The organism is Bacteroides sp. ZJ-18 (assembly GCF_011038705.2).
Lineage (GTDB): Bacteria > Bacteroidota > Bacteroidia > Bacteroidales > Bacteroidaceae > Bacteroides > Bacteroides hominis.
This window is the reverse complement of sequence record NZ_CP072198.1, coordinates 4,561,978-4,580,106: the sequence shown is the minus strand read 5'-3', so window position 1 is coordinate 4,580,106 and position 18,129 is coordinate 4,561,978. Positions and strand designations below refer to the sequence as shown.

Below are 18,129 nucleotides of genomic sequence, written 5' to 3'. Positions count from 1 at the left end.
GATGCCGGTTTCGGATTAAATCTATAAGGAAAGCATGACGTAGTCCGGTTTGTATTACCTTTGCCGGTGAACTAAAGAAATCAGGCTATGTCTGTATTGTCAGAACCTTTGGGCATATCCGATACCGCCTTGCAGCAATATGCCGGCCAACTCCGGAAAGAGGGACATACGTTTGAGACTTATCAATAATATCCGTGCCTGAATGGACGGACGGCAGAAGAATAGGATGCTGTGAAGGGATAATTGAAAAAAATACCCCTGTCCCTGTCACATAATTAAAAAGAAAGATGTAATTTTGCATGCCAAAAAACAACTTATCTTATGGCAGTTTACGTAGAAGAAGTATCAAGAACTTTCGGTGAATATTTACTTATTCCCGGTCTTACCACCAAACAGTGTGTACCTTCCAATGTATCTTTACGCACCCCGCTGGTGAAACATGCGGCAGGCACACAAGCAGCAATCGAATTGAACATTCCTTTCGTTTCGGCAATCATGCAGTCGGTTTCCGGTCCCGAACTGGCTATCGAGCTGGCACGCAACGGAGGACTCTCGTTTATCTTCGGCTCGCAACCCATCGCCAGTCAGGCGGAAATGGTGCGGAAAGTGAAGAAATTTAAAGCCGGTTTCGTGACCAGTGACTCGAACCTGACACCGGAACATACGTTGGATGATGTACTTCGCCTGCTTCGTCAGACCGGACACTCTACCATCGGAATCACGGATGACGGCACACCGAACGGACATCTTCTGGGATTGGTAACCAGCCGCGACTATCGCCTTTCCAGAGATCCGCTGGACAAAAAGATCAAAGACTTCATGACCCCTTTCGACAAGCTGATTGTAGGCGAAGTGGGACTGACACTGAGCGAAGCGAACCAGATTATCTGGGACCACAAACTCAACACTCTTCCCATCATCGACAAGGACGGCCGTCTGGCTTATTTCGTTTTCCGCAAAGATTACGACAGCCACAAGGAAAACCCTAACGAGGTGTCAAGCCCCGATAAGAAATTGCTGGTGGGTGCCGGTATCAATACCCGTGACTATCAGGAACGTGTACCTGCTCTGGTAGAAGCAGGAGTGGATGTGCTTTGCATCGATTCTTCGGACGGCTATTCGGAATGGCAATATGAGACTCTGCAATGGATCAAGCAGCAGTATGGGGATAAAGTACTGGTAGGTGCCGGTAACGTGGTAGATAAAGAAGGCTTCCTCTATCTGGCGGAAGCCGGTGCGGACTTCGTGAAAGTGGGCATTGGCGGTGGATCTATCTGCATCACCCGTGAACAGAAAGGTATCGGACGCGGACAGGCGACTGCCTTGCAGGACGTGGCTCGTGCCCGTGACGAATATCAGGCACGCACAGGCATCTATGTGCCTATTTGCAGCGACGGCGGACTGGTGCACGACTATCATATGGTGCTTGCCCTTGCCATGGGGGCCGATTTCCTGATGATGGGCCGTTACTTTGCCCGTTTCGACGAATCGCCTACAAAGAAGCTCTGCATCAAGAACAATTATGTGAAAGAGTACTGGGGAGAAGGTTCGAACCGTGCCCAGAACTGGCAGCGCTATGATATGGGCGGAACGGAATCTTTGAAGTTCGAAGAGGGAGTCGATAGTTACGTGCCTTATGCCGGTAAGATGAAAGATAATCTGGCTGCCACACTGAGCAAGATCAAAGCTACGATGTGCAGTTGCGGTGCCGTTACCATTCCCGATTTGCAGCAAAACGCCAAGATTACATTGGTTTCGTCTACCAGTATCGTAGAAGGCGGGGCACACGACGTGATTCTGAAGGAAAAAGGATAATAAACTTTTCACTATCCGCACACAGGCCATCCAATAAGTGCGAATAATATAGGACAGGCGGACGGATACGGGGTTTGAGATGACTGTATAGTTGTTGAAACTCGTTTCGGTCCGCCTGTTTCGTAGGTTTGACCTTATTTCTCTGCGTTCCGGAACTTCTGTGGGGTCATCCCCACTTGCTTCTTGAAAAACTTATTGAAGAACGCCGCGTTGTTGAATCCCAGGTTCAAGGCAATGTCTTTCACCGGAGTGGGTGTGGTTCGCAGCAGGGTTCGGGCAGCCAGGATCAGGATACTGTTGATGATTTCCATTGCTGTCTGTCCGCCCGATTCTTTCTTTATGATGTGGCAGAGGGTAGTCGATTTCATTCCCATTTCGGCCGCATAAAACTGTACCTGATGTTGGCGGGCATGATTCTCCTGTACCAGTCGGACAAACTGGCGAAAGACGGCGGAATGTTTGTTGGCGGGCGCTACCTGCGACAACGCTTTTCGCTGACTGAGCTCTGTGAACCCCTGTAGGAGTGCTTCAAGCATAGACTTCAGTGTGGCATGACTGAAAAGGAACGGAGCGTCTTTATGGATGTGTGTCAAAAGCGCGAAAGTCTGGACGTAGATGCCGAAAATTTTCGGGGACAATGGGAGCAAGGGGTGTTCGTTGATGATGTAGAACGTATGGATGATCGATCTGTCCAAGTGGGTTTCGTGGATGAACGCAAGTGAAAAGAGTACCGCATGCAGCTGCACATCGTCCGATGTCTTCAGCACTTGTACGAAACTTTCTGAGGGGATAGCGATCATCGTACCGGGACCGATATTGTATTGCACCAGGTTGATCATTGCCTTGACACGCCCCCGTATGCAGAGGGCAAATATGACGGCTTTTGTCTTTTTGAGTTCGGCACAATATGCCCACAGTGTTTCGCTGCTGATGCGGTCGGCAGTGGTGAAATTGGCCGATATATTTAATTCTGGAGTAAGCATGTTCTTTTGTTTGCTATAACGCTGAGATCCCTTTTTGGTTGCAAAAGTCATTATATTACGGTCTAATATAGTTAATGACTTGTTAATTCTGTACGGGGCTTTTCCTGTCATAGTTAAAAGTGGTCAATCCGTACACGATGGAATATTTTGTGAGAATAATAGAATATTATTTCCAACCCGATCCGTTGCCGATAACTGATATTAGTACGATCTTTGTGCCTTGACACAACTGAATTTATATGAACCGATCTTCATTCAACACCTTTGTTTTTCCTGTCTTTTTTTCTTCTTTGGCCATTGGGGACAATAGTCTGATTACGGTTATTGTTTTGCTGCTTATTGTCGTGTTTGCCTTGTGTGTGGCGGTGAAGTGCCTCTACGGGCAGAGGCGGGCGCTCAAAAAGGCGCTGGTGGGAGATGCCGTATGCAGGCAACTGTTTGATGTGTGGCCGCTGAGCATTCTTGTCCTCGGTGCTGACGGGAAGATAGAACGGATGAACAAGTTGTTGCTGGAAGAACTGCAACTGGATTTGAGGCAGGTTGCCGGGCGGCAGGCAGTTGACATCATCGAACTGATCCAGGACAAGGAGAACCTTTTGCCCCGGTTTCTGGAAGAGATACAGAGCGGAAAGCGCAACATTTTGTTTTCTACCAATTGCTTCATTCGCGAACCCCGTTCCAATATCAGCTTCCTGATTCAAGGCGGCATTGTGGGGATTTATGAAAGCGGGCGCTTGATCAAGATGATCGTCTACCTGCGCAATGTGCTTGAAGAACGGACGCAACGGCATGTGCTGAATATCGCCCTGAGCAAAACACATATCTTTTCCTGGTCGTTCGACATGGAGCGGAACCTGATGGTGATTGACCCGCGTTATTTCGACTACCTGAAGATTCCGACTCAAGATTATACGCTGACCATGGAACAGTTTTCCGACTTGGTGCATCCCGATGACCGGAAGGTACTTTTCGACGCCCTTGCCGGGCAGTTGACGGGAAACTTGTACGAGGCACCCGTACCTTATCGTCTGCGCCGGGGAGACGGGGGCTGGGAGTGGTTCGAGGGGCAGTCTACTTATGTGGGGCAACTGTCAGATCTGCCGTTCCGTATTGTAGGTATCTGCATGAGTACGCAGCGGCATAAAGATATAGAGGACAGGCTGAACGATGCCCTCCGGAAGGCACAGCGGAGCGACCGGTTGAAGAGTGCTTTCCTGGCCAATATGAGTCACGAGATCCGTACTCCGCTGAATGCCATCGTGGGCTTTTCCACACTGCTGGTGAGCGAGCAGTCCGATTTAAGGCCGGAGGACATCGAGGAGTATGCTGCGTTGATAGAGAAGAACGGGCAGTTGCTGATGTTCCTGATTTCGGATATTCTGGATCTTTCGAAGATTGAATCGAACACCATGGAGTTTAACGTTTCGGTTTTCTCACTGAACAAGATGTTTGCCGACATAGCCCGCATGCAGCGTCTGAACGTGAAGCCCGGTGTAGAACTGATTGCGGATCTGCCCGCAGAGGATGTGTCGATTACTGCGGACCCGGTAAGGCTGGAGCAGGTGGTGAATAATCTGATCAATAACGCGATAAAGTTTACGAGCCGGGGCAGCATCCGGATAGGCTATCGCCGGAGGGGGGAGAAGGATGTAGAGCTGTTTGTCGAAGACACCGGGAAAGGAATGTCGGAGGAGGTGATCGCGCATGTTTTTGAGCGCTTTTATAAAGGAGATTCTTTTGTTCAAGGAACGGGGTTGGGACTTGCCATCTGTAAGACGATTGTGGAACATTTCGGCGGAGAGATCCGTGCGGAGTCCGAAGTGGGTGAGGGGGCGAGGTTTGAAGTCTGCCTGCCGATAGGAAGAAAATAGAAACGGGGGGGTACCCGAATGAAACGGGGAAAGTCACGTTGCGCGTTGTCCCATAACCGCTTGTGATTTCCCCGTTTCTGTGTTTATTTTAAGAATGCCCTCGGGCATGGAGTCAATACACGCTTGCCCCCTTAATCACGATCTTTTCCAGCAATTCCTGCATCTTTCCGATCACCGGTTCCGCTTCCAGCCCGTATTCGGCCGCCATCACCTGCATCTGTGGGAAAGTGGCCCATACACTGCCGTTCTTATCCTCCCAAACGGAGATCTTCAGCGGCAATTCGATCGAGATGCTCGGATTGTCCTGCATCAGCTTTGTGCCCACTTTCGGCGAACCGAAGACGATCACCTGGTTCGGGCGAAGCGTCAAGCCTACCTCTTCCGCATTCTTTCCGTGGTCGAATTTGGCGAAGACAGGGATTCCCATTGCCCGGAGCGTCTGCTCGATGCGTCCCATGGTTTCGTCTACGCTGAACTGGCTCTCGTAGGTGTACAGCAGGTTGTCGTTGGCTCCCGTGCCCATCTTGGCGCTGTCGAAAGCGGCGGCGATGCGCCGTCCCAGGTTCGTCAGATCCACTCCCTCCTTGTTGGCGAGCAGGGTGACGCATACCAGTTCCGAAGCGTCGGTGAAACGGCTCAGGAAAGCCGAATGTCCTGACACGTCGCCTTTGATGTCCATCAGCCCGTTGTGGTTATAGAACTGCCAGCCTGCCATGGCGGGGACCACCTTGCCGTTGGCCAGCCGGGTGGGTTTGTACACGATGTCACGGTTTTCCGGTTTCTCGATCAAGGCGCTTCCCGCCAGTCCGATGTCCCAATGGGAAACGTTCTCCGCCGATGCCCAGATGTCGGAGAAACCTTTCAGTGCCGTAGGGCTGACAGCAGGCGCTGCGACGAGCCGGCCGTCTTTTTCAACGTATCCGGTCGTTGTTTCCGAGGGGTTGATATAGTCCCGGTCCTTCTTGAATGTCTGGTGCACGTTGCCCGTAGTGGTCACGTCCTCCTGTTTTACTTTCGCCAGGTCTTCTCCGAAGAAAGTCTGCCGCAGTCCCAGGTAGTCAATCTGATACTTCTTCACGAAATCGTGGTAAGGCATTTTGCCCGCCTTCTCGATGATGGAAGTCAGCAGCAGGAAGTTCGTGGCGCTCTGCTTCACATCCGTTCCCGGTTCGAAGGCCAGTGGCAGTGCGGCTACGGTCTCGATCAACTGTTCCGGACGATAATCGGCAGAGACGTCGAAACCCTTCTGCGCGCGGTAATCGGCGATGCCCGAGCTGTGCTGCATCAACTGGAGGATGCTGACCGGTTTCCAGCTTTCCGGCACATCCTTCAGGTACTTGCCGACGGGGTCGTTCAGGTCGAGTTTGCCCCGTTCGTAGAGTTGCATCACCGCCACGGCAGCATATCCTTGCGAGATGGGGCCGATGGGCCAGAGCGTCTTGGCGGCGGCGAGGTTTCCTTTCGTGAAATCAGTCACTCCGTAGCCCACCACCCGGGGGATGTAAGGCGCCTGTACGATGGCAAGCGTCATGCCCGGTATTCCCTGTTCTTCCATAAAATCGTAAATCATCTGGTCGATGGCCTTGCCCTGGTAGGCAACGTGCACATTTCCCCTGCCGGCTTGCGGCAATTGGTTCTCATACTTCTTCATAATGGTTCCTCCGTTCTGTGCCGAGATCGTTGCCGAAGTCAGCAGTGCGACTAAAATTAATAAATTCTTTTTCATAACGTTCGCGGGATTGTTTTAGTTGTTTAAATCTGATGTTGCAAAGATCGGTGCTTATCGCTGCTCGGGAAAGAGCGATATCACACATTGAATAGGCAATTGTTCCCGAAGGCGGGGAAGAGTGGCGTTTCCACTCTCTAAAACCTGTTTGTTATAAGCCTTTTATATATAAATAGGTGTCTCCGTTCCCTCTTCTGATCCATTTCCTTTCCTCATAGGGTAAGATAGCATGATTTTCTTCTTATTCGGGAAGAATTGCTAACTTATCCGGCCATATGGCCCTTTCCTGTCCTGTGTGGAATGCCGATCTTTGCAAAGTCGGAAAACAAGCGGTACACCGACGCCGCACCCTGAGCTAAAAGGAGTATAAACATCTAAAAACAAAAAAAGATTATGGAAGGTATCAACACCCCGTTCGTCATCGACGAATACACAGCGATTGTAATGACAGACCCGCAGAACGATTTCCTGAGCGAGAACGGTCTGGGCTGGGGCGCTTTCGGAGAGAACATACAGAAGAATGGTACGGTGGAGAACCTCCGCCGCATCTTCGAGGTGGCAGCCGCAAAAGGCATGCTGGTATTCATCTCCCCGCACTATTACTATAAGCATGATCACCAATGGCTTTTCGAAGGTCCCATCGAGAAACTGATGCACGACACGGGCATGTTCGAACGCCGGGGACAGTTGACCGGCGAGGGTTTCGAAGGTTCGGGTGCCGACTGGCTGGAACTCTACAAACCCTATATCGACGGGGGCACGAATATCATCGTCACGGCACCCCACAAACTGTACGGGCCGGAAAACAATGACCTGATTCTTCAACTCCGCAAGCGTGGGGTGAACAAGGTAGTGGTGTGCGGCATGTCCGGCAACCTCTGCGCGGAGTCCCATTTGCGCGAGTTGCAGGAACGCGGATTCGAGGCAGCCGTCATCTTTGACGCTACGGCCTCTGCCAAGCTCCCCGGACTGGACGCCGATACGGCAGCGTTCATCAACTTCACCCTGCTGGCGGAGAAGGTCTACACCACCGACGAGTTCGTGGCAGAGATGCGGGAGCGGTGAGCACGGGGTTATATAGACCGTTAATCGGGGGGGCTCTCTGAGCGGAGTTCCTGAAAGGATAATCATCCCGAAAACGGCCTTCCGATAGACGGAAGATTCCCTTATCTCAACTTTCTCAATGGATGGGAAAAGCTGGGATAAGGGAATTCTTAGTATAAGTAATGACGGATTATGAACCGAATCTTACATTGGATAAACGATGACCCTGCTGTTGGGCAGGTCCGGAATATACATCGTTCCGGAGGCTACCGTGATATCTGCCGGGCCGGACAGCGGTTTCTCCGGGTTAATGTCGAGTGGCGTGATCTTTCGGGTATTCATGTCGACGGCACAAACTTGTGCGGGTGTCCAGTTGGTGATGTACATCGTTTTCTTGTCGGCAGAGAGGGCGATACCGTCATATTGTCCCGGGGTGGTGATGAACTTCTCCGGAACGGGTTTGCTCAGGTCGGTAATCTGATAGATGACATTGTTGTCCGTTGTCTTCCCGTCAGCGGGATAAGAGGCGACGTACATGGTTCCGTTTTCGATAATCAGCCCGTTAGGTCCGGCGATGCTCACCCATTCGGCAGGAATCCCTACTGCGCCCGGGTCACTGATGTCGATGCTGAAGATTTTTCCTGTATTGGTGACAGAAGCATAAAGTGTATTCCCTTCCGCCACGAGGTCGTTTACGAAAAGGTTGCCTTCGGGCAGCAGGACGACTTGCGGTGCTTTCTCCGGTGCTTGTAGGTTGTAGACTACGATTTTGTTGACGTCGCAGATGAACAGGTGCTCGTCACGAACAAACATTCCTTTCGGTCCGGAGAGGTTGCCGTCGGCAGGAATCAGGATTTCTGTCCGGTTATCTTTATGGTAGGCGATGTATCCCCTGCCTTCCGTGTTGAGTGGATTGAGCTGCTCCGTTCCGAAGTTGGCGATCAGGATACCTCCCTGATAGGGGTACGTGCTTTCGCAGAAACGAATGCTGTCACTGATGATCGTTGTTTCCGGTTGCTGTGCCTTTTCCGTCGGCTGGTTTTGTTTTTTGCTTTGGCAACACAGAGCGGTAGCCGAGAAGGTGATCAATAGGATGGGAGTAAAGAATTTAGTTTTCATAAGCTGATCTTGTATTTCATAAGATGAATTTCATGCAGCAAAGATACAGGCAAATAGAGAACGGGTTGTTGCCCGTTTGGTTCAGTCTCCAGTCTGTTTGGTTCAGGGTACGTTTACGAATGCTTCGTTCCGGCAGCTTCCCACACCTTATATATAGGTCTTCGATCATCTCCATTTCTCACTTCTCGTCCATCGTTCATCGCTTTTCGCCCATCATTCATCATTCCTCCCCCTATATTCAGTAGGTGTCATCTGATATTGCTCTTTAAAGAGCCGGGCAAAGTGTGCCGCACTTACAAATCCGCTCGCGTCCGTTACTTCTTCGATCGTTTTGTCCGACGTGTCGAGCAGATAAGCAGCGCGTTCCAGTTTTTTTCTGCGTATCCATCCGCGGGGAGCTTCACCATATTCCTGGGCAAACTCCCGCTTAAAGTTCGACAGGCTTCTGCCGGAAAGCATAGCCAGTTCGTTGACGGTGGCCGGGGAATACAAATGCCGGTCGAGCACGGCTGACAGTGCCGGGCTTTCGCTTCGTGCCGCATCCAGGAGGAAGGAAGCTATTAGTTGCCGGTAAGGACTGTCCAGAAGCAGGTATACCAGTTCGGTAAATTTCAGCCGGATCAGTTCGCACATAAACGGACTCTTACTCTTGCTGTATTCCTCCAACGAAGAAAACAGTTTCTCTATTTCCCGGTTGTGGGGAATGATCTTTATGGCTTCTCTTTTTGTCGGCATCCTTTCCGATATACGTTCCGGCAAACATCCGCTCAGTTGTTCGGCCAGTCCTTGCGCAACCCGTTTGCTGAAAAACAACATCAGGCTGCGGAACCCATGTTCGCCGGTAATGTATTCCGACATCACGTACTCTCCCCTTGGTATCAGAAACAGTTCTCCGGGGCGGATGTCAAACTGATTGCTCCCTACCTTGATCTGCTTCACCCCGGAGAGGATGTATACCAGGGCATGGTGCGTCAGGAAAGCGTCGAAGTTTTCCTGTGTGGTAGAGTTGACGTATTGGAGCAGGCGTATGTTCTTGTTTTCACCCGGCTGTGCCGGACGGAGAATGTCATCGGGGACGAAAAGGCGCTTAGTGGGCATAAGATGAAAGGTTTTGGAGTTAGCTGACGCAAATATAGGATAAAACTTCCTGAAAAATGCGGGGAGACGTGCGAAATCTTGTTCCGGTCGCCTTGCCCCCGCGCATATACCCTCTCTCTGCTTGGTCCGCCTGCTGTGCCTACAGCGGCATGTTTCCGTGTTTCTTCGGCGGATTCGTCTGCATTTTGTTTTCCGTCATCTCCAATGCCTGTATCAAGCGTTTACGGGTTTGTTTCGGCAGGATGATCTCGTCGATGAATCCCAGTTCGGCAGCCTGGTATGGAGTGGCAAACTTCTCTTTGTAGGCATCCAGTTCTTTGGCTTTGCTCTCTGCGTCCGCCTTGCGGAACAGGATGTTTACGGCTCCCTCGGCACCCATCACGGCAATTTCCGCACTCGGGTAGGCAAAGTTCACGTCCGCCCCCGTCTGCTTGGAGTTCATCACGATGTAAGCGCCACCATAGGCCTTGCGGGTGATCACAGTCAGCTTGGGCACTGTGGCCTCGGCAAAGGCATACACTATTTTGGCACCGTGGCGGATGATGCCGTTGTTCTCCTGCGTATATCCCGGCAGGAAGCCCGGAACGTCTTCGAACGTAATCAGAGGAATGTTGAAACAGTCGCAGAAGCGGATGAAACGGCTTGCCTTGTCGCTGGCATCGATGTCGAGCACACCCGCCAGGTATGCCGGCTGGTTGGCCACGATACCTACCGAGCGTCCGGCTAAGCGGGCAAAACCGATGATGATGTTTTTGGCAAAGTTCTGCATCACTTCAAAGAAGTAGCCCTCGTCAACAACCCGTTCGATGATCTCTTTCATATCATACGGTATGTTCGGGTCGGCGGGGATAATGCTGCCGAGTGATGCATCTTCGCGGTTGATGTCATCGGTGCAGTTCTGCTTGCGCGTTTCGTCCATATTGTTTTGCGGGAGGAAGGAGAGCAGCTCGCGGATCGACATCAGCAATTCTTCCTCGGTGTTTGCTATGAAATGCGTTACACCACTCTTGCTGCTGTGCGTCATGGCACCGCCCAGTTCTTCTTTGCTGACTTCTTCGTGGATCACCGTCTTTACCACATCCGGTCCGGTGACGAACATATGGCTTTTCTCCTTCACCATAAAGATGAAATCCGTCAGTGCCGGAGAGTAGCAGGCACCTCCGGCGCATGGACCGAGGATAGCCGAAATCTGCGGGATCACGCCGCTTGCCATCGTGTTCTGGTAAAAGATGTCGGCATAGCCCGACAGGCTTTCGATTCCTTCCTGGATACGTGCACCGCCCGAGTCGTTCAGTGCGATGATCGGCGCGCCATTCTTCAAAGCCAGTTGTTGTACCTTGACTATCTTCTTGGCATTCGATGCCGAGAGTGAACCACCGTAAACGGTGAAGTCGTAAGCGTAGACAAACACTTGACGGCCGTCGATCTTTCCGTAACCCGACACCACACCGTCGCCCGGAACCTTGTTACGGTCCATGCCATAGTTGGTGCAGCGGTGCACCATCAGCTTGTCAAGTTCCACAAATGTTCCCTTGTCCAGTAACATATCGATGCGTTCGCGGGCAGTCATCTTTCCGCTCGCATGTTGTATTTCAATCTTGGCAGCGCCTCCGCCTTGGGAAGCGATACGGTCACGCTCTTCGAACGTGGCATAGGCTTTATTTACTTCTTCCATTGTCTTTCTATTATTCGTTATTCTAACGTTATCAGCGTCTGGTCTCCGGCGATATTATCACCTTCCTGTACCAGAATCTCTTTAATCCGACAGTCTGAAGTCACCTTGTAGTTACTCTGCATCTTCATCGCTTCGATGACGATGACAGTTTCTCCGGCTTTCATCTCCTGTCCCACACTGACGGGGATTTTCACTACCTTGCCCGGCATGGGCGAAATGATGCGGTCGTTCTGTGTTTCTTCACCTTTCTTGCGCATCCGCAGATATTTTGCCTGACTGTCCACAATCTCGACATTGAAACTGCTGTAGTGTGTATTCACTTTGTAACTCTTTCCGTTCTCTTTGCGAATCAGTTGGGCGTTGGAGCTGCGTCCGTCCATCAGGATGTTGCAATTCCCGTTCTCTGCCATGACAACGTCCGCTTCGAACGTTTTTCCGTCGATGGTGAGTACCACTTTGTTATCTTCTTTGCTGACCAGTTCTATCTCGGCCACGCGATTTCCTATATGTATTTCCATACTCTTCTATATTCTTAATACTCCTTTGTGCAGTCCGAATTCTTTCCATTTGCTGATCGGGCGGTTGTCCGCAGCCAGTCCGCTGTTATTCTCCTCCAGGTTCATCAGGTAATCCATGTAAGCGGCGATCAGTGCGATGTTCTCTGCACGTTCGCTGGTACGGGCGATGCAGTGTTGGAGCACTTCCCCGTTTTTGCTGATGAATCCCGTATCGTAATGCCCTTCCACAAAGTCGGGAGTATCCATGATGGCGCGCAGATAACTGATGTTGTTCTTTACTCCTGTCAGCTTATATTCGTGGAGTACACGGCGCATCCGTTCGATGGCGTATTCGCGTGTGGTTGCCCATACAATCAGCTTGCCGATCATCGGGTCATAATAAATCGGAATCTCGTAACCTTCGTATACATAGCTGTCGATGCGCACCCCGATGCCGTTTGGCTCCGTAATCTGCTTGATGACACCCGGGCTGGGCATGAAGTTCATTTCTGTATCTTCTGCGCAGATGCGGCATTCGATGGCATGTCCGCGTTGCTGGATATCTTCCTGTTTCAGTTGCAACACCTGTCCTTCGGCCACTTTAATCTGCTCTTTCACTAAATCTACGCCGACTACCTCTTCGGTAATCGGATGTTCCACTTGCAGGCGCGTGTTCATTTCCAGGAAGTAATAGTTGCGGTGCTTGTCCACCAGAAATTCGATGGTTCCCGCTCCGACATAGTTCACGGCTTTGGCGGCGGCCACTGCTTTTTCTCCCATATCCCGGCGTAGTTCAGGAGTGACGAACACCGAAGGGCTCTCTTCCACAATCTTCTGGTTGCGGCGTTGCACCGAACATTCACGTTCGCACAGATGAATCACGTTGCCATGCTTGTCGCCCAGAATCTGGAACTCAATGTGATGCGGTTCTTCTACAAATTTCTCCAGGTAAACCGTGTCGTCGCCGAATGACGAAAGTGATTCGCTCTTGGCGGTTGTGTAGGCCTCTTCCACTTCATCTGCACGATGAATCAGCCGCATACCCTTTCCACCACCTCCCATCGAGGCTTTCAGCATTACCGGATAACCGATTTGATTGCAGAGTTCTACCGCTTCTTCAAGGCTCTTCAGGTTTTCTTGAGTACCCGGAACCACCGGTACACCGGCTTCTATCATCTTGATACGTGCCGAAATCTTATCTCCCATCGCCTCCATGGTTTCCGGGTCCGGACCGATGAAGATGATCCCCTCTTCACGACAACGACGGGCAAAGGTTGCATTTTCGGACAAGAACCCGTATCCCGGGTGGATGGCGTCTGCGCGGCACGACTTTGCCACTTCGATAATCTTTTCTATATTCAGATAACTCTCTTTCGATGCTGCCGGGCCGATGCAGTAAGCTTCGTCGGCATAGAGCACATGCTTCGCTGTTCGGTCCGCTTCCGAGAAAACGGCAATGCTCGTTATTTCCATCTCCCGGCAGGAGCGCATCACCCTCACGGCTATTTCGCCGCGGTTGGCGACTAAGATTCTTTTAATCATATTCATTTCTCAATTAAATGGAATACACATATTCATGCTTTCCACCCTGCGGACATGAGTCCACCCGATGAAAACACAGTATTTCTACGATTTGGGGCTTAACAACGATGCTTTCTTTCCTAACCCACGAGGTAAAAAAGCTCTTATTCATTGAATGGCAGGTCTTCTGACTGACTCTACATCTTATCGGACCTTCCCGACGTTTCCTTTTCCGTCAGTGGTTTGTAATTGGTTTATTGATAAGATGTTATATAGAGCTTCACAGCAGCGGGACTGTCCGGGATTTACACCCGATTCCCTTTTAATCTTCGTCCGTTGACCACGGATTCCGAACCAATTCGGGGACAAATATAGAGAAATATTGGATAGAGTGGATACTTTTTGCACGAAAAGTTCAATTTTGTGCAATGACCAACGGCGCTTTGTTTCAAAATAAATGTCATATAGACGAAACACAAATAGACTGTCGATTGTTCTTTTTTACAAATAAAAGAGCATAAACGGAATGAATTACTAACGAAATATACATGCCATGTCACACTTACCTACCTTAATTGCCGACCTTGCCCTAATACTGATGTCCGCAAGTATCATTACCCTTTTGTTCAAATGGTTGAAACAACCCTTGGTACTGGGATATATCGTCGCCGGATTATTGGCGGGACCTTACGTGCAGATTTTCCCGACTGTAGGTGATATTGAGAACATCAATATCTGGGCTGAGATAGGAGTTGTTTTTTTACTTTTCGCCCTTGGGTTGGAGTTTAGTTTTAAGAAATTAATAAATGTTGGGTCAGCTGCCTTTATCACGGCAACCACCGAAGTTATCAGCATGTTGCTGATCGGTTATATGGTAGGACATCTGTTAGGTTGGAGCACAATGAATTCTATTTTTCTGGGGGGTATGTTGTCCATGTCGTCAACAACGATTATTATCAAAGCGTTTGATGATCTCGGCTTACGTAACCAACGCTTCACGGGTGTTGTATTCGGGACATTGGTAGTTGAAGATCTGATCGCTATCCTGATGATGGTCATCCTTTCTACAATGGCAGTGAGTAAGGAGTTTGTAGGTGAAGAGCTGTTGATGAGTGTGTTGAAGGTTGTTTTCTTTCTGATCCTATGGTTCCTGATTGGGATATTTATCCTTCCGTTCTTTTTGAAAAAAGCAAAACGGCTGATGAATAACGAAACCTTACTGATCGTTTCGCTGGGACTTTGTCTGGGAATGGTTGTGTTGGCTACCCGTACAGGATTCTCGGCTGCACTGGGTGCTTTCATTATGGGATCTATCCTTGCCGAGACGGTTGAGGCCGAACACATAGAACATATCATCCAGCCGGTGAAAGATCTTTTCGGAGCTATTTTCTTTGTCTCTGTCGGTATGTTGGTCAATCCGGCTGTCTTGGTGCAGTATGCCTGGCCGGTGGTCATCATTACTTTGGTAACTCTTGTGGGTAAATCCATATTTTCTTCATTGGGAGTTTTATTATCCGGTGAACCGTTGAAGGTTTCCGTCAAGTCAGGATTCAGCCTTGCCCAGATAGGAGAGTTCGCTTTCATTATCGCAGGGCTGGGGGCTTCACTCAAAGTACTGGATAGTTTTATCCCTCCGATTATTGTTGCGGTATCGGTGATTACTACATTCACAACTCCTTATTTCATCCGGTTGGCAAATCCGTTTGCCGAATGGCTTTATAAAATACTTCCGCCTAAAACCAGGAAAAGTCTGGATCGCTATGCTTCCGGTAAGAAGACGGTCAATCATGACAGCGATTGGAAGCGGTTGTTGAAGACGATTGTCGGAAGAGTGATTATCTATAGTGTCCTTCTCACGGCGATTTGGTTATTGTCTGTGCAAACCGTTTATCCCACGATAAACGAGATGTTCGATGCTCCCGGGCGATGGGTAAACATAGGGATGTGTCTGGTCACACTTCTGTTGATGACACCTTTCCTGTGGGCACTTGTTTCAGATAAGTATAATTCCCCGGATGTGTTTTTTAAGTTGTGGAATGATGATAATTACAATCACGGACGGTTGGTCGCGCTGATTTTGTTCCGTGTGTCGGTTGCCGTCTTTTTCATTGCAGGGGTCGTTATCAGTTACTTCAGCCTCAATTATGGGATAGGCATTGTGATAGCCGTTGCCGTATTGGCATTGATTCTTATTTTCAGGGAGAACCTCACGCAATATTCGCATCTGGAAACACACTTCCTGACCAATCTGAACGGAAGGGAAGAAGCTGCCCGCAAACGTTATCCTCTGAAAAGTCGTTTTAACAGTGAGTTTAATGACAAAGATGTTGAGCTGACTTCCGTTTGGGTATCTCCTTATTCGTCTTATATCGGTCAGTCATTGGATGAACTCCCTTTCAGGCGGGAGTTTGGTGTCAATATAGTAAGTATTGTCAGAGGGGAGCGGAGAATATACATTCCACAAAGTTCCGAACGAATTTATCCGCAGGATAAGTTAGTAGTGGTCGGAACAGGCGGACAGCTGCAAGAGTTCCGGACGGAACTTGAGAACAGACAGGATTTGCCGGATGAAAAGAACATAAAACAAGATGTGACGCTTCATTCATTCACGGTAGATGAAGATTTTCCGTTTCTGAACAAAAGCATTGCCCAGTCCCGGTTAGGAAAAAGATATGATAGTCTCGTCGTAGCCCTTGAACGAGAGGGTGAATTGGTTCCGGTGAATCAGGCTATAGTTTTCCAATTGGGAGATTTGGTTTGGGTGGTAGGAGACAGGGAGAAGATCAGGCAGTTTTTGGTGCGGAAGAAGTAAGAGTGGTAAAGAGCAGAGGAAAGGAAAACGGCTGAGGCGAAAATTTGCATTTTGACAGATACACAATGAAGTATCATTCTGTATTTTCAATACGGTCTGTATTCGTTTCTTTCCGGCCTCGTTTGCGACTGCTTCCGAAAAGACTCTTATTTTCCCATCAGACAGAATCAAAATGATGTGATTTTACCTTTTTATCAAGCATATGGTTGGTGATCCTTGTTTTTAGACATCTTCTGTCGTTGTAGGTCGGATTGAACCTTTAAAATGATAGTTGACACATATCCCTTCTGAAGCCTCCGATAATTTCAGGAAACTTGTATTTTACGCCTTCTTTTTGCGTTATTAACTTCTTTCGGACAAAAGATTAGCTTCTTCCGAACAAAAGACTAACTTCTTTTCGGGAAAACACTTACTTCTTTTTGGAAAAGAGTAAGGTCTTTTGTTATATGAAATAGCATATTTACTCAATATGATGCAACTTTCTGTATGTAAATGTCATATCTATGCGTTGTATTCTTCTGCTGCACCGGTTTTTAATATAAAGTGTGTTGTTCAAAAAGGGAAAATAGTTTCTTTTTGATGTTAAAATAGAGATATATGCATCTGTTTGTTTTTAGGCTTTTAAAACTCTGACTTTCTATGAAAAGTTAGTAGATACTATAATATTATTATTAAGTATAAAAGTTAAGATGCCGGTTGTTGATTTCTACTTTCATTGGCTATATTTGTGTATGTCTAAAATATAAAGTACTATGAAGTCCATTTTATTATCTGTTATTTCATTCTTATTAGTCATGAATGTCTGTGGTAAGAATGATGTGGATATGAGAACTTATTTGAAAAAAGTTCTAAGTAATCTTGATAAGGTAGAATCAGCTTCTTATCATGAACAATCTCAGTCCTGGCAACCCGGTGATACGACTGCTATAACTAATTCTTTTCGGTTTATTAAAGAATACACTAATCCTTCTGATTCGACTATCGGTGCAAGTTATGTGGCTCTTAACGCCAAAGATACGACGCGATTTGAATTTGGTTATGATGGAAAAGTGAAAATGATAAGTTTTCATGAGCATAAAGGGATTATGATCGATGATTTCACGACCAGAAAACTTCCTTTCAGGTTGGTGGGTCCTCCGTTTTTCTGTTACAGCCGGAATATCATCGGATATGCTTTGAGTACGGGGGATAGCATCACAACCGAATGGAAGGATTTAGGAGAAGCGTATTACTTCAAGTTGGTGATACATGAAGACAGACAGGTTGAATTTTTTGGAAAGGCATATTATATACCGAAACCTCCTTTTGACCTGGGGGACCCGACCTCGATTTACGAACTGTGGATTAATAAATCGGATGATTTGCCTTATAAAGTCCGCAGGGAAATGTCGCATCAGATTTCTGCCAATATATGTTCGGATGTAGTGTTGAATCAATTGTCAATGGCCGATTTTAACTTATATGATTATTTGCCCCAAGACTATGAAATCCGCAAGTATGGTGAGAAAGGAAAGACTACCCAACTTTCGGCAAGAGAACTTATAGGGAAGAAAGCTCCCGACTGGATGTTGAAAGATATGTACGAGAATCCGGTGTCGTTATCTAATCTTAAGAGTAAAGTGCTTTTAGTGAATCTGACCGGTATCGGATGCGGTGCTTGTCATGCATCCATCCCCTTTCTGAACGGGCTGAAAGAGAAGTTCAATGCCGATGAATTTGAAGTGGTTTCTATAGAAACCTGGGGACGCAAACCTCATTCGCTGCGGACTTATGCGGATAAGAACCAGATAAACTATAGATTCCTATGTGGTGATGAAGGCATTGTCAAGTCATACCGGACATATGGCGCAGCACCTTTCTTCTTTATATTAGATCAGGACCGGGTGGTCAGAAAAGTCATTCAGGGATATGGAATGGAGAAAACCGATAAAGAGATAACGGACGCTATCAAAGCACTGTTATGATAAA

Annotated in this window: 12 protein-coding genes and 1 riboswitch; of the genes, 5 read left to right on the top strand and 7 right to left on the bottom strand. The window is 48.5% G+C overall.

Annotated elements, in window-relative coordinates; genetic code table 11:
- Positions 1 to 321 precede the first annotated feature (321 nt).
- Positions 322 to 1,815 carry an IMP dehydrogenase gene (locus tag G7Y45_RS18490; RefSeq protein ID WP_022011579.1) on the top strand — a complete coding sequence of 498 codons (1,494 nt, stop codon included), beginning with the start codon at positions 322 to 324 and terminating at the stop codon, positions 1,813 to 1,815.
- Positions 1,816 to 1,949: 134 nt separating this feature from the next.
- On the opposite strand, the gene G7Y45_RS18485 is transcribed toward G7Y45_RS18490, so the two are convergent.
- Positions 1,950 to 2,798 (bottom strand): AraC family transcriptional regulator, encoded by an 849-nt coding sequence (locus G7Y45_RS18485; protein WP_032531656.1) that lies wholly within the window; start codon positions 2,796 to 2,798, stop codon positions 1,950 to 1,952.
- 239 nt (positions 2,799 to 3,037) lie between these two features.
- Here G7Y45_RS18485 and G7Y45_RS18480 point away from each other — a divergent pair, with 239 nt between their 5' ends.
- The gene (locus tag G7Y45_RS18480) at positions 3,038 to 4,669 is read left to right on the top strand and encodes a PAS domain-containing sensor histidine kinase (RefSeq protein WP_234059036.1); all 1,632 of its coding nucleotides are present in this window, start codon (positions 3,038 to 3,040) and stop codon (positions 4,667 to 4,669) included.
- A 112-nt stretch (positions 4,670 to 4,781) separates the two neighbouring features.
- On the opposite strand, the gene G7Y45_RS18475 is transcribed toward G7Y45_RS18480, so the two are convergent.
- A complete protein-coding gene (locus G7Y45_RS18475) occupies positions 4,782 to 6,395 on the bottom strand; it encodes a serine hydrolase (protein WP_005821486.1) in 1,614 nt (537 codons plus the stop codon).
- A gap of 393 nt (positions 6,396 to 6,788) precedes the next feature.
- Between G7Y45_RS18475 and G7Y45_RS18470 the strand changes: the two genes are divergently transcribed.
- Positions 6,789 to 7,460: an isochorismatase family protein gene (locus G7Y45_RS18470; RefSeq protein ID WP_165016668.1), complete on the top strand. Its 672-nt coding sequence runs from the start codon at positions 6,789 to 6,791 to the stop codon at positions 7,458 to 7,460.
- A 183-nt stretch (positions 7,461 to 7,643) separates the two neighbouring features.
- Here G7Y45_RS18470 and G7Y45_RS18465 read toward each other — a convergent pair whose 3' ends face one another.
- From G7Y45_RS18465 to accC, 5 genes are all read right to left on the bottom strand, one after another.
- On the bottom strand, positions 7,644 to 8,558 hold the full coding sequence (locus G7Y45_RS18465; RefSeq protein WP_005782752.1) for a YncE family protein: 915 nt from the start codon (positions 8,556 to 8,558) through the stop codon (positions 7,644 to 7,646).
- A 213-nt stretch (positions 8,559 to 8,771) separates the two neighbouring features.
- Positions 8,772 to 9,656, bottom strand: a complete 885-nt coding sequence (locus tag G7Y45_RS18460; RefSeq protein WP_165016670.1) for an AraC family transcriptional regulator — start codon at positions 9,654 to 9,656, stop codon at positions 8,772 to 8,774.
- Between the two features lie 139 nt (positions 9,657 to 9,795).
- Entirely contained in the window at positions 9,796 to 11,331 is a 1,536-nt protein-coding gene (locus G7Y45_RS18455; RefSeq protein ID WP_005782746.1) for an acyl-CoA carboxylase subunit beta, read from the bottom strand.
- Positions 11,332 to 11,348: 17 nt separating this feature from the next.
- Positions 11,349 to 11,849 (bottom strand): acetyl-CoA carboxylase biotin carboxyl carrier protein subunit, encoded by a 501-nt coding sequence (locus G7Y45_RS18450; RefSeq protein ID WP_005782744.1) that lies wholly within the window; start codon positions 11,847 to 11,849, stop codon positions 11,349 to 11,351.
- Between the two features lie 6 nt (positions 11,850 to 11,855).
- Positions 11,856 to 13,370 (bottom strand): acetyl-CoA carboxylase biotin carboxylase subunit, encoded by a 1,515-nt coding sequence (gene accC / locus G7Y45_RS18445; RefSeq protein WP_165016672.1) that lies wholly within the window; start codon positions 13,368 to 13,370, stop codon positions 11,856 to 11,858.
- 138 nt (positions 13,371 to 13,508) lie between these two features.
- Positions 13,509 to 13,723: riboswitch (cobalamin riboswitch) on the bottom strand.
- 179 nt (positions 13,724 to 13,902) lie between these two features.
- On the opposite strand from accC, the gene G7Y45_RS18440 reads away from it, so the two are divergent.
- Both G7Y45_RS18440 and G7Y45_RS18435 read left to right on the top strand, forming a co-directional pair.
- Entirely contained in the window at positions 13,903 to 16,161 is a 2,259-nt protein-coding gene (locus tag G7Y45_RS18440; RefSeq protein WP_165016675.1) for a cation:proton antiporter, read from the top strand.
- Between the two features lie 752 nt (positions 16,162 to 16,913).
- Positions 16,914 to 18,125: a peroxiredoxin gene (locus tag G7Y45_RS18435; protein ID WP_005782739.1), complete on the top strand. Its 1,212-nt coding sequence runs from the start codon at positions 16,914 to 16,916 to the stop codon at positions 18,123 to 18,125.
- Positions 18,126 to 18,129 lie beyond the last annotated feature (4 nt).

Bases quoted from the DNA above. Each gene is read 5' to 3' on its own strand.
- G7Y45_RS18490 (WP_022011579.1), top strand. From the start codon at position 322: ATGGCAGTTTACGTAGAAGAAGTATCAAGAACTTTCGGTGAATATTTA.
- G7Y45_RS18485 (WP_032531656.1), bottom strand. From the start codon at position 2,798: ATGCTTACTCCAGAATTAAATATATCGGCCAATTTCACCACTGCCGAC.
- G7Y45_RS18480 (WP_234059036.1), top strand. From the start codon at position 3,038: ATGAACCGATCTTCATTCAACACCTTTGTTTTTCCTGTCTTTTTTTCT.
- G7Y45_RS18475 (WP_005821486.1), bottom strand. From the start codon at position 6,395: ATGAAAAAGAATTTATTAATTTTAGTCGCACTGCTGACTTCGGCAACG.
- G7Y45_RS18470 (WP_165016668.1), top strand. From the start codon at position 6,789: ATGGAAGGTATCAACACCCCGTTCGTCATCGACGAATACACAGCGATT.
- G7Y45_RS18465 (WP_005782752.1), bottom strand. From the start codon at position 8,558: ATGAAAACTAAATTCTTTACTCCCATCCTATTGATCACCTTCTCGGCT.
- G7Y45_RS18460 (WP_165016670.1), bottom strand. From the start codon at position 9,656: ATGCCCACTAAGCGCCTTTTCGTCCCCGATGACATTCTCCGTCCGGCA.
- G7Y45_RS18455 (WP_005782746.1), bottom strand. From the start codon at position 11,331: ATGGAAGAAGTAAATAAAGCCTATGCCACGTTCGAAGAGCGTGACCGT.
- G7Y45_RS18450 (WP_005782744.1), bottom strand. From the start codon at position 11,849: ATGGAAATACATATAGGAAATCGCGTGGCCGAGATAGAACTGGTCAGC.
- accC (WP_165016672.1), bottom strand. From the start codon at position 13,370: ATGATTAAAAGAATCTTAGTCGCCAACCGCGGCGAAATAGCCGTGAGG.
- G7Y45_RS18440 (WP_165016675.1), top strand. From the start codon at position 13,903: ATGTCACACTTACCTACCTTAATTGCCGACCTTGCCCTAATACTGATG.
- G7Y45_RS18435 (WP_005782739.1), top strand. From the start codon at position 16,914: ATGAAGTCCATTTTATTATCTGTTATTTCATTCTTATTAGTCATGAAT.